Origin of the sequence: Pseudomonas sp. GR 6-02 (assembly GCF_001655615.1) — a bacterium.
Classification (GTDB): Bacteria; Pseudomonadota; Gammaproteobacteria; order Pseudomonadales; family Pseudomonadaceae; genus Aquipseudomonas.
Genome location: NZ_CP011567.1, coordinates 2,966,446 through 2,984,714 on the forward strand (window position 1 = coordinate 2,966,446; position 18,269 = coordinate 2,984,714).

Annotated in this window: 16 protein-coding genes; 7 read left to right on the plus strand and 9 right to left on the minus strand. The window is 61.2% G+C overall.

What is annotated here, in order from left to right; translation table 11 throughout:
- Positions 1–3,147: an efflux RND transporter permease subunit gene (locus tag PGR6_RS13125; RefSeq protein WP_064617572.1), complete on the plus strand. Its 3,147-nt coding sequence runs from the start codon at positions 1–3 to the stop codon at positions 3,145–3,147.
- A complete protein-coding gene (locus PGR6_RS13130) occupies positions 3,144–4,529 on the plus strand; it encodes an efflux transporter outer membrane subunit (protein ID WP_064617574.1) in 1,386 nt (461 codons plus the stop codon). Before PGR6_RS13125 ends, PGR6_RS13130 begins: the two co-directional genes overlap by 4 nt.
- A gap of 28 nt (positions 4,530–4,557) precedes the next feature.
- On the opposite strand, the gene PGR6_RS13135 is transcribed toward PGR6_RS13130, so the two are convergent.
- Together PGR6_RS13135 and PGR6_RS13140 are read right to left on the minus strand one after the other, a co-directional pair.
- Entirely contained in the window at positions 4,558–6,321 is a 1,764-nt protein-coding gene (locus PGR6_RS13135; protein ID WP_064617576.1) for an L-lactate permease, read from the minus strand.
- A 113-nt stretch (positions 6,322–6,434) separates the two neighbouring features.
- Positions 6,435–7,067, minus strand: a complete 633-nt coding sequence (locus PGR6_RS13140; protein WP_064617578.1) for a TetR/AcrR family transcriptional regulator — start codon at positions 7,065–7,067, stop codon at positions 6,435–6,437.
- 100 nt (positions 7,068–7,167) lie between these two features.
- On the opposite strand from PGR6_RS13140, the gene PGR6_RS13145 reads away from it, so the two are divergent.
- The gene (locus PGR6_RS13145) at positions 7,168–7,821 is read left to right on the plus strand and encodes an NAD(P)H-dependent oxidoreductase (RefSeq protein ID WP_064617580.1); all 654 of its coding nucleotides are present in this window, start codon (positions 7,168–7,170) and stop codon (positions 7,819–7,821) included.
- A gap of 185 nt (positions 7,822–8,006) precedes the next feature.
- Here PGR6_RS13145 and PGR6_RS13150 read toward each other — a convergent pair whose 3' ends face one another.
- Together PGR6_RS13150 and PGR6_RS13155 are read right to left on the minus strand one after the other, a co-directional pair.
- Positions 8,007–9,128, minus strand: coding sequence for a DmpA family aminopeptidase (locus tag PGR6_RS13150; protein WP_064617582.1), 1,122 nt, complete (start codon positions 9,126–9,128; stop codon positions 8,007–8,009).
- 258 nt (positions 9,129–9,386) lie between these two features.
- Positions 9,387–10,490: a polyamine ABC transporter substrate-binding protein gene (locus tag PGR6_RS13155; protein WP_064617584.1), complete on the minus strand. Its 1,104-nt coding sequence runs from the start codon at positions 10,488–10,490 to the stop codon at positions 9,387–9,389.
- Between the two features lie 111 nt (positions 10,491–10,601).
- Between PGR6_RS13155 and PGR6_RS13160 the strand changes: the two genes are divergently transcribed.
- Positions 10,602–11,375: a helix-turn-helix transcriptional regulator gene (locus PGR6_RS13160; RefSeq protein ID WP_064617586.1), complete on the plus strand. Its 774-nt coding sequence runs from the start codon at positions 10,602–10,604 to the stop codon at positions 11,373–11,375.
- A 15-nt stretch (positions 11,376–11,390) separates the two neighbouring features.
- Here PGR6_RS13160 and PGR6_RS13165 read toward each other — a convergent pair whose 3' ends face one another.
- A complete protein-coding gene (locus PGR6_RS13165; RefSeq protein WP_018928966.1) occupies positions 11,391–12,329 on the minus strand; it encodes a class I SAM-dependent methyltransferase in 939 nt (312 codons plus the stop codon).
- Between the two features lie 204 nt (positions 12,330–12,533).
- Between PGR6_RS13165 and PGR6_RS13170 the strand changes: the two genes are divergently transcribed.
- Together PGR6_RS13170 and PGR6_RS13175 are read left to right on the plus strand one after the other, a co-directional pair.
- Positions 12,534–12,941: a response regulator gene (locus PGR6_RS13170; RefSeq protein ID WP_018928967.1), complete on the plus strand. Its 408-nt coding sequence runs from the start codon at positions 12,534–12,536 to the stop codon at positions 12,939–12,941.
- Positions 12,942–12,999: 58 nt separating this feature from the next.
- Complete coding sequence (locus PGR6_RS13175; protein ID WP_018928968.1) at positions 13,000–13,668, plus strand: HAD-IA family hydrolase; 669 nt, start codon at positions 13,000–13,002, stop codon at positions 13,666–13,668.
- Positions 13,669–13,693: 25 nt separating this feature from the next.
- Here PGR6_RS13175 and PGR6_RS13180 read toward each other — a convergent pair whose 3' ends face one another.
- Entirely contained in the window at positions 13,694–14,353 is a 660-nt protein-coding gene (locus PGR6_RS13180; RefSeq protein WP_064617588.1) for a methyltransferase family protein, read from the minus strand.
- 166 nt (positions 14,354–14,519) lie between these two features.
- Between PGR6_RS13180 and PGR6_RS13185 the strand changes: the two genes are divergently transcribed.
- A complete protein-coding gene (locus PGR6_RS13185) occupies positions 14,520–15,467 on the plus strand; it encodes a pyridoxal-phosphate dependent enzyme (protein WP_064617590.1) in 948 nt (315 codons plus the stop codon).
- Between the two features lie 35 nt (positions 15,468–15,502).
- On the opposite strand, the gene PGR6_RS13190 is transcribed toward PGR6_RS13185, so the two are convergent.
- The 3 genes from PGR6_RS13190 to PGR6_RS13200 all read right to left on the minus strand — a co-directional run bounded on the left by PGR6_RS13190 (position 15,503) and on the right by PGR6_RS13200 (position 18,082).
- A complete protein-coding gene (locus tag PGR6_RS13190) occupies positions 15,503–15,820 on the minus strand; it encodes a DUF2388 domain-containing protein (RefSeq protein ID WP_026286632.1) in 318 nt (105 codons plus the stop codon).
- 95 nt (positions 15,821–15,915) lie between these two features.
- Entirely contained in the window at positions 15,916–17,586 is a 1,671-nt protein-coding gene (locus PGR6_RS13195) for a Na/Pi cotransporter family protein (protein WP_064617592.1), read from the minus strand.
- A gap of 199 nt (positions 17,587–17,785) precedes the next feature.
- Positions 17,786–18,082 (minus strand): hypothetical protein, encoded by a 297-nt coding sequence (locus PGR6_RS13200; protein ID WP_018928973.1) that lies wholly within the window; start codon positions 18,080–18,082, stop codon positions 17,786–17,788.
- Between the last annotated feature and the right edge of the window lie 187 nt (positions 18,083–18,269).

Below are 18,269 nucleotides of genomic sequence, written 5' to 3' on the forward strand. Positions count from 1 at the left end.
ATGGCGCGGTTCTTTATCGATCGACCGATTTTTGCCTGGGTCATCGCCATTGTCATCATGCTCGCCGGCGCCTTGTCGATCAGCCAACTGCCGCTGGAACAGTACCCGGACATCGCGCCGCCAACGGTACGGATCTCCGCCACCTACTCCGGCGCCTCGGCCGAGACCGTGGAAAACTCGGTGACGCAGGTCATCGAACAGCAGATGAAAGGGCTGGATAACCTGACCTACATGTCGGCCTCCAGCAGTTCGGCGGGCAGCGCCAGCATCAGCCTGACCTTTGCCGCCGGCACTAACCCGGATGTGGCGCAGATGCAGGTGCAGAACAAACTGCAACAGGCTGAATCGCGACTGCCGCAATCGGTGCAGAGCGAAGGCCTGACCGTGACCAAGGGCGGTTCGGACTTTCTGATGATTGCCGCCCTGGCCTCCGACAACCCAAGCGTCACCGGCACCCAGATCGGCGACTACATTTCCAGCACCTTGCTCGACCAGATCAGTCGAATCGATGGCGTCGGCGACGTGCAGACCCTCGGTTCGGGTTATGCCATGCGCATCTGGCTGGATCCGGCACTGCTGGAAAAGTATGCGTTGATGCCCTCGGACATCAGCAGCGCCCTGGAAGCACAGAACACCGAGGTGTCCGCCGGCCAGCTCGGTGCCTTGCCAGCGGTGGCCGGGCAACAGTTGAACGCCACTATCAGTGCCCGCAGCAAGCTGCAAACCGCCGAAGAATTTCGCAACGTGGTGGTCAAGTCCACCAGCAATGGGGCGGTGGTGCTGTTGGGGGATGTGGCGCGGGTCGAACTGGGCAGCGAAAGCTACGACGTGAGTTCTGCCCTCAACGGCAAACCTGCCGCCGCCATGGGCGTGCAGCTCGCCGCCGGGGCCAATGCCCTGAGCGTGGGTGAGGCCGTGAAGGCCAAACTCAAGGAACTGGAGCCTTTCTACCCTGCGCAAATGCAGCTCAAGAACGTGATCGCTTACGACACGACCCCCTTTGTCAGCCTGTCCATCGAAGAGGTGGTCAAGTCTCTGGGCGAGGCCATCGTGCTGGTGGTGCTGATCATGTTCCTGTTCCTGCAGAATCTGCGGGCCACGCTGATCCCGGCGATCACCGTGCCGGTGGTATTGCTGGGCACCTTCGGCGTGCTCGCGCTGTTCGGCTATTCAATCAATACCCTGACCATGTTCGCCATGGTCCTGGCTATCGGACTGCTGGTGGACGATGCCATCGTGGTGGTGGAGAACGTCGAGCGGGTGATGAGTGAGAAGGGACTTTCGGCGCTGGCGGCGACTCGCCAGTCCATGGCGGAAATCACCAGCGCGCTGATCGGCATCGCTCTGGTGCTCAGCGCCGTGTTTATTCCCATGGCATTTTTTGGCGGTTCCACCGGGATTATCTATCGGCAGTTTTCGGTGACCATCGTCTCGGCCATGCTCCTGTCGGTGTTGGTGGCGATGACCCTGACACCGGCCTTGTGTGCGACCTTGCTCAAGCCGTCCGATGCCCAGGGCCATGGTGCGCAAAGCGGCTTCTTCGGCTGGTTCAACCGCAGCTTCGAACGCAGCGCCTTGCGCTATCAACAATGGGTCGGCGGCATTCTGCAGCGTGGGCGTCGGAGCCTGCTGGTGTACGGGGTGATTTTGCTGGCGATGGGCGCTGGTTACGCCAGCCTGCCGACTTCGTTCTTGCCGGATGAAGACCAAGGCATCCTCATGGCGCAGATCCAGTTGCCGGTGGGCGCCACCGATAGCCGCACTCAGGCAGTAATGAAGCAGTTCGAGAGCTACATGCTCGAACAATCGGAAGTCGAGGCGCTGATCAGCATCAGCGGTTTGGGCATGGGTGGCAACAGCCAGAATACCGGCCGGGCTTTCATCAAACTCAAGGACTGGAGCGAGCGATCGGGGAAAGGGCAGGACGCGGCTTCTATTGCCCAACGTGCAACCCTGGCGTTGGCGAGCATTAGCGATGCCAACGTGTTTGTCATGCAGCCGCCCGCTGTACGTGGCCTGGGGCAAAGTTCGGGTTTCGACCTGCAACTCAAAGACCTTGGCGGACTGGGGCATGACGCCCTGGTCGCCGCGCGGGAGCAGTTCATCGAGTTGGCGAAGAAAGACCCGCGGCTGCTGGGAGTACGCAGCAATGGCCTGGACGATACACCGCAGCTCAAAGTCAGCATCGACGATCGCAAGGCCGGCGCCTTGAGTCTGAGCACCAGCGACATTAACAGCACCTTGTCCACCGCGTTGGGCGGCACTTACGTCAACGACTTCCTCAACCAGGGGCGGGTGAAGAAGGTCTACGTGCAGGGCGAGGCGTCGGCGCGGATGCAGGCGGCCGACCTGGAGCACTGGTTCGTGCGCAACAGCAAAGGCGAGATGGTGCCGTTTTCCTCGTTCGCCAGCAGCGCGTGGAGCTATGGCTCGCCGTTGCTGGAACGCTACAACGGCAACGCCTCGCTGGAGGTGGTCGGTGATCCGGCACCGGGGGTGAGCGCCGGGGTTGCGATGGATGCGGTGGAAGCGATCATCAAACAACTGCCCGAAGGCATCGGCTACGAGTGGACCGGGCAGTCATATCAACTGCGCTTGTCCGGCTCCCAGGCGCCGCTGCTGTACGGGATCTCGGTGTTGTTTGTGTTCCTCTGCCTGGCGGCGTTGTACGAGAGTTGGTCGGTGCCGTTTTCGGTGATGCTGGTGGTGCCGCTGGGGGTGGTCGGCGCGGTGCTGGCGACCCGCTTCAGTGGTTTGAGCAACGACGTGTACTTCCAGGTCGGGCTGTTGACCACGGTGGGACTGGCGGCGAAGAACGCGATCCTGATCGTTGGGTTTGCCAAGCACCTGCAAGAGCAGGGCAACAGCCTGCGGGACGCGACACTGACTGCCGTGCGCCAACGCCTGCGACCGATCCTGATGACGTCTTTGGCCTTCATGTTCGGCGTGTTGCCACTGGCATTGAGCTCCGGCGCCGGTTCTGCCGGGCGCCAGGCCATCGGCACTGGCGTGCTGGGGGGCATGTTCAGCGCCACCGTGCTGGGGATCTTCTTTGTGCCGCTGTTTTTCGTGCTGATCCGTCGTCGTTTCGGTCGCGTATCCACCGCAACAACCGCCAACCCAACCGCGCAGAAAGGTGATGCATGATCAAGTTTCATTGGCCCTTGTTGGCTGCTCTGGTGTTGCTCAGTGGTTGTGTCAATCTGGCGCCGCAGTATCAGCGCCCCGAAGCGCCGGTCGCCGGGCAATGGTTGCCGTCGACCAGCGTGGCCTCAGGCGATTCGGCGGCGGATATTCACTGGCAGCAGTTTTTTACCGACAGTCGCCTGGCGCGCTTACAGACCCTGGCGCTGACCAACAACCGTGATTTGCGTCTGGCCAGCCTGAACATCGAAAAGGCCCAGGCTCAATATCGCATTCAACGGGCGGCGGCGTTTCCCACCATCGATGCCGGAGTCAGCGGCACACATAGCCGCACGTCCAGCAGCGGCACGGCGAGCACCAGTCATGAGTACAGTGCGCAACTGGGGCTGAGCAGCTATGAACTGGATGTGTTCGGGCGAGTACAGAACCTTCAGGACGAAGCGCTGGAAGACTATCTGGCACTGACCGAAACCCGGCGTAGCACCCAGATCAGCCTGGTGGCTGAAGTGGCCACGGCCTGGCTGACGCTGGCGGCGGACAATGAGCGTTTGCAACTGGCCCAGGAAACCCTGCGCAGCCAACAGGCAACCTACGAACTGAACCAACGCAGCCATGCCTTGGGCGGTTCTTCCGGCTTGGCCCTGGCCCAGGCGCAAACCACTGTGGAGTCGGCCCGAGGCGATGTGGCGGTCTACGCCAGTCAGATTCTCCAGGACCACAATGCCTTGCGCTTGCTGGTCGGCAGCGATATTCCCGATGAACTGCTGCCCGGCGCGAGCCTGCAATCGGTCGCGCTGCTGGTTCAGGTGCCGGATGAGTTACCGTCCAGTCTTTTGCGACGGCGCCCGGATGTGCTGGCCGCCGAGCACACCCTCAAGTCGGCCAACATGGATATCGGCGCGGCGCGGGCGGCGTTCTTTCCGAGCATCAGCCTGACCGCCAATGCCGGTTCTGCAAGTTCGGCCTTGTCCGGCCTGTTCAAGTCCGGCAGCGGCGCCTGGACCTTCGCCCCGAGCGTCAGCCTGCCGATCTTCGATGCCGGCAGCAATCGCGCGACACTGGATGCGGCCAAGGTCGAGCGTGAAATTCAGGTGCAGACCTACCAGCAAACCTTGCAGACCGCCTTCAAGGAAGTGGCCGATGCCCTGGCGGTGCGCAGCACCCTGGACCAACGTCTGACGGCCCAGCAAGCCTTGACCGACGCCAGCCGTAAAAGCTTTGAACTGGCCGACGCGCTCTATCGCGGCGGCTCGCAAAGCTACCTCGAAGCGCTGGACGCCCAGCGTTCGTTGTACAGCGCCCAACAGGACCTGATCACCCTGCGTCTGGCCGAGCAGAGCAACCGGGTGACGTTGTACAAGGTAATGGGGGGCGGCTGGAATTAATGTTCGCGATCAGGCCCGCCCCCCTGGATCAGTGCCCGCCCACCACCATATGGCTAAACGGCGCCACATACGCCTGCAACGTCACCAGCCCGCCGACCAGAATCGCCAGCACCACGGAGTGGAAAAACACGTAGCGCAGGATTTCCCCTTCATGGCCGTACCAGCGGGTGGCGGTGGACGCGACCACGATCGACTGGGCGTCGACCATCTTGCCCATGACCCCGCCAGAACTGTTCGCGGCGGCCATCAGCACCGGGCTCAGGCCCAGTTGCTCGGAGGTCACCCGTTGCAAGCCGCCGAACAGCACGTTGGAGGCCGTGTCCGAGCCGGTCAGGGCCACGCCGAGCCAGCCGAGCAGGGTGCCGAACATCGGGTAGAAAATGCCCGTTGCGGCGAAGGCCAGGCCCATGGTGGCATCGAGGCCCGAGTAGCGGGTGAGAAAACCCAGGGCGAGCATCGCCACAATGGTGGTGAGCGAATAGCGCACTACCCACAGCGTTCGCAGGTAATGGTGCAGCAGTTGCGGGATTGAGTACCCCATCAGCAGCCCGCCGAGGATCGCCGCGAGCAAGATGCCGCTACCGGTGCTGGTGAACCAGGTGAACTTGTAGATCGCGTCCTCGGCTTTCGGTGCGGGCACCACCGGCGGGACCTTCTCGATCTGTTGATGAATCGTGGTGAAGGTCACGCTCGGGGCAAAGATCGGGTTGGCCTCGCGCATCGGTTTGCCCTGCGGATCAAGCTTGGCCGAGTGGGTTTGCGGATCCATGGCCGGGCGGGTATCGAACAAGTTTTTGAAGCCCTGGGTGCCCCAGGCGAAAACGAACACCGTGAGGATGATCCACGGCATCCAGGCGCGCATAACCGCGGGTTTTGCATCGCTGGCAAAGGTCGCGCTGGCGACGGGTTTCTGGTCATGCTCCTCGGCTATTTTGGAGTTGTCGACTCGCCCTGACAGGGCGGCCGAGGTATGCACGGTGGCCGGTTTCCAGATCTTGAGAAAACCGGTCAGGCAGGCCATGGAAATCAGCGCTGCGATCACATCCACCAGCATCGGCCCGTGGTAGTTGGAGACGAGGAATTGCGGTATGGCGAAGCTGACGCCGGCAACCAGAATCGGCGGCCAGATTTCCAGCATCTTGCGCCATCCGGCGAAGGCCCAGATCAGCCAGAACGGCACGATCACCGAGAAGAACGGCAACTGCCGACCGACCATCATCGACAACTCCATTTCATCCAGCCCGGTCACTTTGGCCAGGGTGATGACGGGCGTGCCCAGAGCACCGAACGCCACGGGCGCGGTATTGGCAATCAACGCCAGGCCAGACGCGGCCAGGGGCGAGAAACCCAGCCCGATCAGAATGGCCCCGGTTACCGCCACGGGAGTGCCGAAACCGGCGGCCCCTTCGAAGAAGGCACCGAAGCAGAAGGCAATCAGCAGCAATTGCAGACGTCGGTCGTCGGTGATGCGCGCCAGGGAGTCTTGCAGCACTTTGAACGAGCCGTTCTCGGTGGTTAGCCGATGCAGGAAAATAATGTTGAGCACGATCCAGCCAATCGGCAACAGACCGTTGGCGGCGCCGAACAGTGCGGCCGAGCCCGCCATGTTCGCGGGCATGCCGAAGGCGAAAATCGCGATCAGCAAGGCCGAACCCAGGGCCAACAACGCCGCCAGATGCGCCTTGATGTGGAAAAACGCCAGGGAAACCAGCATCACCACCACCGGCGTCGCCGCCATGAGGGTTGATAGCACCGGGTTACCGAAGGGGTCGTAGATTTGCTGCCAGACCATTTTCCACCTCTGCTTTTTATTGTGGGTAGCGCGGGGAAGGTGGCTTGAGTATAGGTGGCAATACGCTGCTGTCCTGGCGGGTGCTTGCCAGCCCTATGATGCGCGTTAGGTTTCTAGACCCTCCTGAAGCGTGCGCTCCTTTCGACCATCGCCACGATCGTTTCGAAGAGTTCGTCCTGTGCCTGCTCCGCGGTGATTTCTCCGGTCGCGGCGGCATGGGACAGCGCCTCGGCGGCACCGAGCATCGCCCGAAGACTCGCTGGCGCGATATCACTGGTTCCGGCGAAAGGGAGCAGGGCGTTGCGGCACTTGCCCATGAAGATCGCTTCGTACTCGCGCTTGATCTTTTCCAGCTCGGGCGAGCTCGTCAGCGCCGCGATCACACCCGGGATCTCGCGGCCCTGAAGCAGAACGCAGTCGACATAAGACGAGGCGATGACCATTGCCTTACTGGGCAGTGTCGGTTCACTGGCTTCAAGCGCGGTATCCATGAGCGCGGTCTGACGTGCGTCGAACTCCTGATAGAGCACCGCCAGCAACCCGGGGCGGGTGGTGAAGTGATCGTAAACCACCGGTTTTGTGACCCCCGCCTGTTCGGCGAGCCGGCCAAGCGTCAACGCGTCCGTACCTTCCTCTCGAACGAGTTGCCAGGCGACATCCAGCAACTGGCGCAGGCGCTCCTCCCGCGACATCCGCCGGCGCGGTTGCGGATTGGAATCTTGCTCGGGTGTTTCGGTGCTTGACATGGCTATATACCAAAAGTAGCTTACTGAACGTAACTTACCAAGAGTATATAAGGCTCGTCTTTCACCCTCAATCACTCATTCCGTAGCAGGAGATTTTGTTATGCACGCGCTCATCGTTGTGGCTCACCATGACCCCCAATCGCTTACCCATAGCCTCGCGAGACACGTCGCTGAAGGAGTATCCGAGGCGGATGCCGACCACTCTTTCGAAATTGCGGACCTCTGGGCGCAAGGGTTCGATCCGAGATTCGGCGCGGCCGATCTCGCCGTCCATCACCGTGAAGCACCGCCGCCCGCCGATGTGGCCGCCGAGCAGGCGCGAATCGATCGCGCCGATGCACTGGTGCTGGTTTATCCGGTTTATTGGTGGTCGATGCCGGCGCTGCTCAAAGGCTGGATCGACCGTGTGTTCGCCAATGGCTGGGCGTTCGATTTCGCGGCGGATGCCAGGTTGGAGAAGAAGCTTCGCCATCTGCGGGTTCATCTGGTGGGTGTTGGCGGTGCCGACGCAGGAACCTATGCGCGTCACGGTTATGCCGACGCCATGAAGACGCAGATCGACCATGGGATCTTCGATTATTGCGGTGCTTGCGTGGTGACGTCCGAGTTGCTGCTCGAATCGGAAATCCAGGAACCGACGGTTCATCTGCAGGCTGCGCGCGCGATCGGTCGTGAGCTTTTCGCTGCCTCCGGACGCTGCGACGCGGAGCAGGATGTTCAGCGTTGCCGAGCGGTCAGCGCCGAGGCTTTTTGACAGGCAAAAAAAGAGCCTCAAAGCTCTTTGATGGGGAGGAAGTAGAGCCGAGAGGCTCAAGATGCGCATGAAACAAGGGGTGGGCTTATTGGGGTTCAGTTCACCCACCACTTACGCAACGGCTTAAACCTCCAACCGCTGCGTACCACTATCGTAGGAAGCCGTGGTTTAGCACTCAAGTACCATTAGTCTGCTGCCCCTGGCCAACCAGCCCGGCGCAACGCCTTGAGCAAGGTGTCGGCGTCCAGACCGGGCACTGTATGACCGTTGCCTTCGGTGGTATTGGCAGCCAGCAGGGCATTGATGATCGCTTCTTCCACGGCTTCGGTAGCGGCGAGGAACAGTTCGCTGATGTGGTCGTTGTTGACCATGCTCAGGTGGTCGCAGGTGGGTGCGCCTTTGCCTTGATAAGCGGCCGGCGGCACGTGTTGATTACCGGTGGCGAAGGCCACGAATATGTCGCCGCTGTGGTCTTCGTTGCCGCCGCCGGTGCGAGCCAGGCCGAGGCTGGCGCGTTGCGCGAGTCGGGTGCATTGGTGCGGCAAAAGAGGCGCATCGGTGGCCAGGCAGACGACGATCGAGCCCATGCCCGGATGCGGCAGGGAAGCTTTGAGGAAAGGCGAATCGGCCTGTTCCATATAACGTCCCACCGGGTAACCATCGACGCGCAACTCGTTGCGAATGCCGTGGTTGGCCTGGACGATCGCACCGACGGTCCAGCCTCCCTGCGCTGCATTCAGCCGCCGCGATGCGGTGCCGATCCCGCCCTTGAATTCATGACAGATCATCCCGCTGCCGCCGCCCACGGCGCCTTCGATGACCGGGCCGCCGACCGCTGTACGCAACGCTTCGGCCACATGTTCAGGACGTACATGAAAGCCGTTGATGTCGCTGAGCAAACCGTCGAATGTTTCCAGCACCACCGGCATGTTCCAGTAAAGACGCCCGTCGTCGGGCTGGTCCTGACGATCCAGCGCAATCAGCGCATCACGCACCACGCCCAGGCTGTGGGTGTTGGTGAAGGCGATCGGGCTGGTCAGCAGGCCGGCCTCACGAATCCACTCTAGCCCCGTGGCATCGCCATTGCCGTTGAGCACATGGACGCCGGCGAAGCACGGCTGTTGATTGGTGGAGCCGGCACGGGGCTCGATCAGGGTGACGCCGGTGTGAATGTCGCGGCCGTCAGCGGTTTGTCCTCGCACATTGCTGTGACCGACCCGTACGCCGGGCACATCGGTGATGGCATTGAGGGGGCCGGGTTGCAGTTGGCCAAACTGAATGTTCAGGTTGCGGGCACGTGGTTTCATTATTTCTCTCATCTTCAATTCGTTCAAAAAATGGGGCTTATCGACCGTTCCAGTAGCAGCCGCCGAACGCCGCGTTCGGCCGTAGCAGCTGTCGAGCCTGCGAGGTTGCGTTCGGCGGCGAAGCCGTCGTGAATCCGGCTGACGCGGTCGGCCTGACGCACCGCGAGTTCTGGTTTTACGACGGCTGCGCCGCCGAACGCAGCCTCGCGCTGCTCGACAGCTGCTACAAAAAATGCGTTGCGGCTTGGATCGCGAGGTTTACTGGCCGTTCTTCACCATGCTCCAGACGCGCGTGCGTACGCGCTCGGTCGCCTTCGGCAAGGGTTCCAGGGTGAACAGCTTGTCCATGGCCTCGGCCGGTGGGTAAACAGCAGGGTTGTTGCGGGTCGCCTCGGTCACCAGGCTGGTCGCGCTACGGTTGCCGTTGGGGTAGGACAGGTGGTCGCTGACCGGCGCGATGACGTCGGGGCGCATCAAATAGTCGATGAATGCCACGCCTTGCTGCGGATGTGGGGCGTCCTTGAGCAGCACCAAAGTGTCGAACCACACCGGTGCGCCTTCCTTCGGCAGGCTGTAGGCGATCTTCACGCCATTACCCGCCTGTTCGGCGTTGGCCTTGGCTTCCAGAATCGCGCCAGACCAGCCCACCGCCACGCAGATGTTGCCGTTGGCCAGGTCGCTGATGAATTTGGAGGAGTTGAAGTAGGCGATGTGCGGGCGCAATTTGAGCAGCAGCGCCTGGACTTTCTTGTAGTCCTCGGGGTCGGTGCTGTTGGGCGGCAGGCCCAGGTAATGCAGCGCGACCGGCAGCATCTCCGAAGGCGAGTCGAGCATGGCTACGCCGCAGTCGCCAAGCTTGGCCAGGTTCGCTTCGTTGAACACCAGTTCCCAGGAGTTCACTGGCGCCTTGTCGCCCAGCGCGGCACGGACCTTGTCGACGTTGTAGCCGATACCGTTCGTACCCCACAGATACGGCACAGCGTACTGGTTACCCGGATCGTTGTTGGCCAGTTTCGCCAACAGGTCGGTGTCCATGTTTTTGAAGCCGGGCATTTGCGCGCGAGGCAGTGGCGCCAGCGCACCGGCCTTGATCAGCGTCGGCAGGCTGAAGTTGCTGGCCACCACCACGTCATAACCGCTGCGGCTGGTCAGCAGTTTGCCTTCCAGGACTTCGGCGCTGTCGAAGGTGTCGTAAACCGGCTGGATCCCCGTGTCGCGCTTGAAGTCCTGCAAGGTGGTGGGGCCGATGTAGTCGTACCAGTTGTAGACGTGCACGGTGGGGTTGTCGGCGGCGACTGCCGACAGCGAAGCGCACAAGCAGGCGCTCAGTCCCAGGTTGATATGCGAACGATGACAACTCATGATGCGGCACTCCTGGCCTGCTGCAGGCCGGTGATGATCAGGTGCTTGCAGCGTATCGGCAGGCGAGGTACTCACCCATTCCCATCATGGGTTACTCAAAAGGGGTAGGGCGTGGACGCGTTGCTCAAAGAATTACCGATGCACCAGGGACTGGCGCGGGTGTTTGGCGCATTGGGGCAGGAAGGTTTCTGGCGAGCGCTGGTGGACACCTTGCGGCTACTGGTACCACTGGATAACGCGTTGGTCGCGGTGATGCGGTCAGGGCGGGTGCCGCGACTACTGATCGATTTCGATTCCAAGGGCGGCGCCGACGAGCATGAGGAATTGGCGGACTACAGCGCCGGTATGTATTTGCTCGATCCGTTTTATCAGGCCGCGTGCGCTGGTATTGCCGATGGCTTGCACAGCCTGGCGTCGGTGGCCCCCGACCAGTTTCAGCAGAGCGAGTATTACCTGAGCTACTTTCGCTCGGTGGTGGGCAGCGACGAATTGCAGTTCATGGTCAACGTTGACGGAGCGGTGCTCGGTTTATCCTTGGGGCGCACGACGGCGTTCACCCTTGAGGAACAGGGCCGTCTGCTGTGCGTGCGCGATTGGGTGCTGGCGGCCATGCGCCGTCACCTGCAACTGCTGCCCCCGGAAGGGCCGACCGCCGAGGCGGTGGCGGGAGATCTGGCGACCCTGCTGGATCGCTTCGATGCGCGTTTGTCGGGGCGCGAAATCGAGACGGCGCGGTTGATTCTCCAGGGCTTCTCCAGCAAAGCCATCGCCCAGCAACTGGGTATTTCCCCGGAAACGGTGAAGGTGCATCGGCGCAATCTTTACCACAAACTCAACGTCAACGGGCATGGCGAGTTGTTTGCGCTGGTGTTGCAGCCGCGTTGACCTTTGGATCTTCAATTACCCCTGCCTGAACACCAACGCCTTCAACCCACACTCAACATCGGCATCGGGAAACTCCGGCGGATTCTCCAACCGTTGCTCAAACCGCAGGCTCGGTGCTTCGCGGGTGACGCCGTCGATGAGGAAGTCCGCGCCAAAAGCCGGGTCGTTCATGCAGGCCAAAACCGTGCCCTGGGGGCTGAGCAGTTCCGGGAGACGGCGCAACACGCGCTGATAATCCTTGGTCAGCAGGAAACTGCCTTTCTGAAAGGACGGTGGGTCGATGATCACCAGATCATAAGGGCCGCTATTGATCACTTTGCCCCAGGACTTGAACAGGTCGTGGCCGAGAAAGCTCACCTTGCTCAAGTCATGGCCGTTGAGCCGGTGATTGTCGCGACCACGGCTCAGGGCCGCGCGGGACATGTCCAGGTTGACCACATGGGTAGCGCCTCCCGCGATGGCGGCCACTGAAAACCCGCAGGTATAGGCAAACAGGTTCAGCACCCGCTTGCCGTCAGCATTGGCCCGCACCCAATCGCGGCCGTAGCGCATGTCGAGAAACAGGCCGGTGTTCTGTTTGCGGCCCAGGTCCACGCGATACTGCAGGCCGCCCTCGGTGATCGTCATTTCCTCGATCGGCTCCCCGATCAGCCATTCGGTGGTGCTTTCCTGCAAATAGCGATGTTGCAGCAGCAAGGTATGCGCGCCTGAGGCTTTCCACGCAGGCGCCTGCGTGATCGCCATCAGTCGCTGCTTCAAATCATCCAGTTGCGACGCTTGCGGCTCCTTGAATACGCAGACCAGCACCACGCCCTGGAGCCAGTCGACGGTCAATTGCTCCAACCCCGGCCAGCAGCGCCCACGGCCGTGAAACAGCCGACGGGTTTCTGCGGGGGCGGCCGCAAGTGCTGTCAGCAAATGGTCGTGGAGGATGGAGAGGGCGTCTGGATTCATCGGGCAAGGTCGGCAATGTAGAAGGGGGCGGCATTTTAACCACAATTACGCGCTGACAAACGGTCGTGTATGTCGGCTTGAACAGAGAATCTCCAGGACAACCGCATCAAAAATGAATTTTCCGCGAAGTCCGCTGCTCATACCTGAATAGGAGGCGGATTTGAGCCCGCGCAACCAATGAAACAATCAGGGAGTGGCACAGTGATGAGTCCAGTATCGACGGCGGGCGCGCATTTGTCTGACGGTTTGATTCTTGTGGTTGAGGACGACCCGTTGATCCTCGAGTTTCTTTGCGAAATTCTTCAGGAGGAAGGTTTTGCGGTGAAACCACAGATCAGCGCGGATGCGGCTTCGCAGTTTCTGGAGCAGCACGCGCCGGAGGTGGGGCTGTTGCTGACGGACATCACCATGCCGGGCAAACTCAATGGCGCGGACCTGGCCAATCAGTTTGGCGACCGTTGGCCAGACAAACCGATCATGATCATGTCTGGCTTCGAAACCCCGAAAAGCTCCGGAGTCAAGCATCCGGTTTCGTTCATCAAGAAACCCTGGGCGGTGGGGCAGTTGCTCGATTGTGTGCAACGCGCCTTGCAGTCGACCCGAACCCTGTAGGCGCTGGTGTACATTAGCTGACAACATTTGCCTGGCTCTTGCAAAAGGACGTCGCCCTTTGTCTGTCAAAACATCCCTGCTCAACAGGTCATTCCGTGGCTTGCTGTTCGATATGGACGGCACCGTCCTCAACTCCATCGCCGCCGCCGAGAGGATCTGGACTACCTGGGCCGTGCGCCACGGCGTCGATGTCGAAACCTTTCTGCCGACCATCCATGGCGTTCGCGCCATCGACACCATCAATCGCCTGGCGTTGCCCGGGGTAGATGCCGAAGCTGAAGCGGCGTGGATCACCGAGGCGGAAATCGATGATGTGGAGGGGATTGTCGAGGTGTCCGGCGCGGCGAATTTCCTCAAGTCGCTGCCCGCCCACCAATGGGCCATCGTCACCTCTGCGCCGCGGGCCCTGGCGTTGCGCCGAATGGCCGCGGCCGGTATTCCCGAGCCGGGCGTGATGGTTACCGCCGAAGACGTCAGCGCCGGCAAGCCCGATCCTGCGGGCTATCGGCTGGCGGCTGGTCGACTGCAGGTGGACCCAGCCGAGTGCCTGATCTTCGAAGACGCCGACGTCGGAATTCGCGCAGGTGAAGCGGCGGGTGCCAACATCATGGTCATCACCGCGACCCACGTTCATCCCCTTCAGACCCGGCACGCCACACTGGCCAGTTATGACTCGGTCACGAGCCATGTGGATGCCAATAACCTGATCCGTTTACACTTTTTGTAATCGACACGGCCCTGATGCGGTCAGTTCAGTAGATCCCCGGAATCAATCGCCAGCTACGGGCGCAATAAGCTTCGTATTCGTTGCCGAACTGCGAGCGTAACAGCGCTTCTTCAGAGCGAATGCGGGCGATCAGCGGTATCAACATCAGCGCCACCAGCAGTAACCCGACACCGGAACGAAAGGCCAGCGCCCAGCCCACGCCATTGATCAGCAGCCCCAGGTAGCTGGGGTTGCGCACATTCCGATAAATTCCGTCGGTGACCAGACGGTGTCCTGGCTGAATCGCCACTAATCCGCTGAAGCGCTTGCCCAGTACAAACACCGGCCACATCCGCAACGCGCCGCCGCCAATGAACAGCAGCGCACCCAGCCAACGCACGCCCTCGCCACCGAAGGTCCAGAAGTCGATCCGGTCGGTGTAGGCCGGCAGATACCCGCTCAACAACCCGAGCACCCCGAAAACCGGCAGCACCCAGCGATTGGCCCGGTCTTCACGTTCGCCAGTGCTCAAATTGCCCTCACTGAACAACGACACGATCGCCATCACCAGGGTCGCAAGCGCAATGACCACCAGCGGTGGATGCGAGAAAAACGCCGCCAACCCGCCCAGCCCGAACACCGCGAGAGCGAGGTAGGCAAGGGTGCTGACGAGGGCCAAAAACGCGAGTTTGGCTGAGATTTTCATAACTGATCTCGCAAAAAGGGCATATCACCAGTGTAGAGGGCAGCCCGTTATGAGAGCGGTAGTCGTCGAGCAGGGTGAACTAAGCTTGGATAAGGATGAGCCTGTCCGTTCACTTCCGGCCCGTTGAAAGATCTCTACGCGCCGGTGCTGTCACAAGGAGCACACGATGCTTCACATCAGAACGCCCCTGATTCTGCACCCGGGTCTGTCGACTCCGACCCGGCGAATCTGGCTCAAGCTGGAAAACCTGCAACCCAGCGGCTCGTTCAAACTGCGCGGCATGGGCCTGTTATGCAGTCAGGCGGCAGAGCAGGGCAAGCGCAAAGTCGTCTGTCCTTCCGGTGGCAATGCCGGTTTGGCCACGGCGGTGGCCGCCGCCAACCTTGGGCTGAAAGCCTGCATCGTGGTGCCGAACACGACCCCGGAAACCACCCGCGCCAGGATCAGAAAAACCGGTGCCGAGGTGATTGTCCATGGCAAGGTCTGGGACGAGGCCAATCAACGGGCGAAAGAACTCGCGAAGGGCGCAGACACCGAATACGTGCCGGCTTTCGATCACCCGGTGTTGTGGGAAGGGCACAGCACCATGGTCGATGAAATCCTCGAGGACTGTCCTCAGGTCGATGCGTTGGTGACATCCGTGGGGGGCGGCGGTTTGCTGGCGGGCCTGCTCACCGGCCTGATCCGTCATCAGCGCATGGATTGTCGGATCGTTGCGTGCGAAACCCAGGGGGCGGCGTCGTTCGCTGCCGCCATCGCTGCCGGGCACCCGGTCAGACTGCCGCGCATCGACACCGTTGCCACGTCACTCGGCGCCGCGCAAGTGGCCGCTTGGCCGGTGCAGCACATCCTTGATTTCCCGCATGAATGCGTGGTGCTCAGCGATGATGAGGCGATCATGGGCGTGGTTCGTTACGCCAACGACCTGCGCCAGTTGGTCGAACCGGCGTGTGGCGTTTCATTGGCGATTGCCTACCTCGACCATCCGGCAATTGCCGAGGCCCACGACGTAGTGATTGTGGTGTGCGGCGGCGTCAGCATCAGCGCGCAGTTGGTCGCCGGCTGGGCACGCCTGTCTGCCGGGGTCGAAAAACACAGCGTTGAAGCAAGGTAGGGCTGTCACTAGCCCTACCGCTTACGTTTCAGACTTTATTGACCGGCTGGAACACCTTCTTGAACGAGGATCGCTCTGGCCAGGTCTTCATCGCTGGCCTTCAGGTCGGGATGATTCTGGCGAATTTCCTTCAATACCGACTCCAGGTAAACGCCACGGATCGTGCCGCCGCTGGCGACAAAACTGGAGGCGTCATCCCGGGCGGGAATGACCATTTTGTGATCCTTGAACGTTGAGTACAGCGATGCGGATACCCCGGCTGAGGTGGCGACATCGCCCGCATCCACACGGGCCATGGCTGAGCCAAAGGGCAAGCAAAGCACGAGTGAAGATACTAAAAACAGACGGCGCATGACGGCGTCCTCCGAAGCGTGAAGCGTAAAAGAAGTAACACATAATTTAGGATGCCCGGCGGTGGTCAGGAGTTCCCTGCCGATCGACATATGCCTCACTCAATTCCAGCCAGATCTACCGTCATGCGACCCGTAGCGGGAGCATCGATGCTCTCGACCGAGCGCTCACCGGCGCGTTCGAGCAGCGGATACGCCAGGGCGGCGATGTGGTGATGCATGCGCCGGTAATCACGCAGTACCCGCTGGAAAATATCACCGGATTGCGCCCAGGTACTTTTGTCTTCCTGCAACTGGCGAAAGTGCTCGCGGCTGGCGCAGGCTTCGAGCCTTCTGACGGTCTCCTTGCGCTGGATCAGTTGATGGGCGGTGGCGATGTCTTCGCGCAGGAACACGGTGATCGCCAGGCTCAGGCTTTCCAGAACGGCGTCCTGCAGCGGGGCGATGTTGCCCAGTTCGAAGGCCGAGAACTGTTCACCCCGACGCAAGCGGCGCATGGCCAACTGCGTGAGGCTGCTGGAAAGAATGTCCGCGGCATGTTCGAGGTTGATCACGAACGTGAGGATTTCCTGGGAACGATCGGCATCGCTGTCACTGATGCCTTCCTTGCCGATGTCGGCCAGATAAGCGCGAATCGCCGCGCTGAGCAGGTCCAGGGATTGATCGATCCGCTGCACTTCATCGGCGCAGGCCGGTAGCGATGTGTGGAACAGCTGCAGCATCCGGCCGAGCATGGTCGAGAACATGTCGGTCATGCGCAACGCTTCGCGAGCGGCATTCGACAGGCCGATGTTGGCCACTTCCAGGCCGGCTTCGTCCAGATAGCACGGCATGCCGGGATCGACATCCCGCTCAGGTGCCGGCAGCAGTCGGGTGAGGGCATTGGCGAGTACGTCGGTCAGACCGATGAACACCAACGCCAGCAGTAGATTGAAACCGGTGTGCAGGCACACCACCAGGGTCGAGGGCGCGAGCGGCGCCTGAGCAAGCAACCCGGCAAACGGCAAGATCGCCAGAGCACCGACTGCACGCACCAGCAGGTTGCCCAGCGGCAGGCGTCGGCCGACGCTCGATCCGGCGTTGATGACCGAGGGCAGCGCACCGCCAATGTTCACCCCCAGCACCAGCGCGACGATGGTGCTGGCCGAGAGCATGCCAGTGGCGGCCAGCGAGACGATCAGCAACACCACGGCCACGCTGGAGTGGCACAGCCAGGTGAGGATCAGCGCCACCAGCAGCGCAATGACCAGATCGCCCTCGAGGCTCTGCATGATCAGCTGGAAAATCGGCGTGCCTTCGACTTCCGCCAATGTGGAGCCGAGCATGTGCAAGGCCAGGAGCATCAGCCCCAGGCCGATCAGTGCACAACCGACGCTTTCGTAGCGCGAGTCATCGCGCAGACGAAAGACGATCAGGCCCGCCAGCAAAACGCTGGGCGTGAGCATCGACACATCAACGCTGAGCAATTGCACCACCAACGTCGAGCCGATGTTGGCGCCGAGCATCACCGCCAGGGCCGGCGCCAGTCCCAGCGTCCCGGCGGCAGTGAACGAGGTCGCCATCAGGCTCACGGCGGTGCTGCTTTGCAAGACCCCGGTGATACCGATCCCCGACAGCAACGCCATCCAGCGGTTGTTCAGGTTGTGGCCCAGCCACTGACGCAGCGGCGTGCCGAAGCCGCGTAACAGCGCCGAAGAAATCATATGAGTGCCCCATAGCAACAGGGCAATGGAGCCGGCGAGGTTGATCAGTAGAGTAGTTCCCGACATGAGGGCTCTCCCTTGTTTCGTATTGCATTTATTGAAGGCCCGGAACCCGGCTCGTGGTATCTGAATAACACCCGTGATTGTGGTGTTACTTGATGGTCCGCAACTAATTCCAATAATTCAGATTTTTTACGGGCAATAAGAAGTTGTCGGATTCCCGTTTAAGGAAACCGTTCTGGAAGGACTTTGAAGTGCCTTCAGATCAACTGAAAATGCATGCCCCGATAGACAGGCCGAGCATCAGGCTCGCCTGCTGGAAGAGGCGCGCGATGCGCCGACTTTGTGGGTCCTGACTGTCGTCGAAGCTCCAGCGTTGCTGAAGCCGGCCGGTTGTCGGGCAGACACGCCAGTTGGCACGAGGGCGCACCTTGGCGTGGGTAGAAGGGGCGGAGAACGGGGCGCAGAGCCGAGTCGTCGGCAGACGCTCACGGCAGGGCTTGACCCGCATGGTCGATGCAAAGGCGCGTACGCCCGGCAGTACAGTGGTTTTGAAGTTCATAACATGCCTCTGGGCCGGAATGATTCCGGTGAGGCAAGTTACGGTGGAGCCTCAAGCTCTAGCGCAGCTCACCCGACCGAAAAGTCGAGGCCCGTCATTGTCTGGGTTATGTGCCAGATCCTGCGTGTGAGCAGTCATCCGACAGCGACTAGATACTGTGTCCATTGAATTCTTTTGTGAGTTGAAA

Excerpts from the sequence above, each read along its gene's own strand:
- PGR6_RS13165 (WP_018928966.1), bottom strand. The coding sequence starts at position 12,329 with ATGAATCCAGACGCCCTCTCCATCCTCCACGACCATTTGCTGACAGCA.
- PGR6_RS13180 (WP_064617588.1), bottom strand. The coding sequence starts at position 14,353 with ATGAAAATCTCAGCCAAACTCGCGTTTTTGGCCCTCGTCAGCACCCTT.
- PGR6_RS13185 (WP_064617590.1), top strand. The coding sequence starts at position 14,520 with ATGCTTCACATCAGAACGCCCCTGATTCTGCACCCGGGTCTGTCGACT.
- PGR6_RS13125 (WP_064617572.1), top strand. The coding sequence starts at position 1 with ATGGCGCGGTTCTTTATCGATCGACCGATTTTTGCCTGGGTCATCGCC.
- PGR6_RS13135 (WP_064617576.1), bottom strand. The coding sequence starts at position 6,321 with ATGGTCTGGCAGCAAATCTACGACCCCTTCGGTAACCCGGTGCTATCA.
- PGR6_RS13190 (WP_026286632.1), bottom strand. The coding sequence starts at position 15,820 with ATGCGCCGTCTGTTTTTAGTATCTTCACTCGTGCTTTGCTTGCCCTTT.
- PGR6_RS13140 (WP_064617578.1), bottom strand. The coding sequence starts at position 7,067 with ATGTCAAGCACCGAAACACCCGAGCAAGATTCCAATCCGCAACCGCGC.
- PGR6_RS13130 (WP_064617574.1), top strand. The coding sequence starts at position 3,144 with ATGATCAAGTTTCATTGGCCCTTGTTGGCTGCTCTGGTGTTGCTCAGT.
- PGR6_RS13200 (WP_018928973.1), bottom strand. The coding sequence starts at position 18,082 with ATGAACTTCAAAACCACTGTACTGCCGGGCGTACGCGCCTTTGCATCG.
- PGR6_RS13145 (WP_064617580.1), top strand. The coding sequence starts at position 7,168 with ATGCACGCGCTCATCGTTGTGGCTCACCATGACCCCCAATCGCTTACC.
- PGR6_RS13155 (WP_064617584.1), bottom strand. The coding sequence starts at position 10,490 with ATGAGTTGTCATCGTTCGCATATCAACCTGGGACTGAGCGCCTGCTTG.
- PGR6_RS13150 (WP_064617582.1), bottom strand. The coding sequence starts at position 9,128 with ATGAAACCACGTGCCCGCAACCTGAACATTCAGTTTGGCCAACTGCAA.
- PGR6_RS13170 (WP_018928967.1), top strand. The coding sequence starts at position 12,534 with ATGAGTCCAGTATCGACGGCGGGCGCGCATTTGTCTGACGGTTTGATT.
- PGR6_RS13195 (WP_064617592.1), bottom strand. The coding sequence starts at position 17,586 with ATGTCGGGAACTACTCTACTGATCAACCTCGCCGGCTCCATTGCCCTG.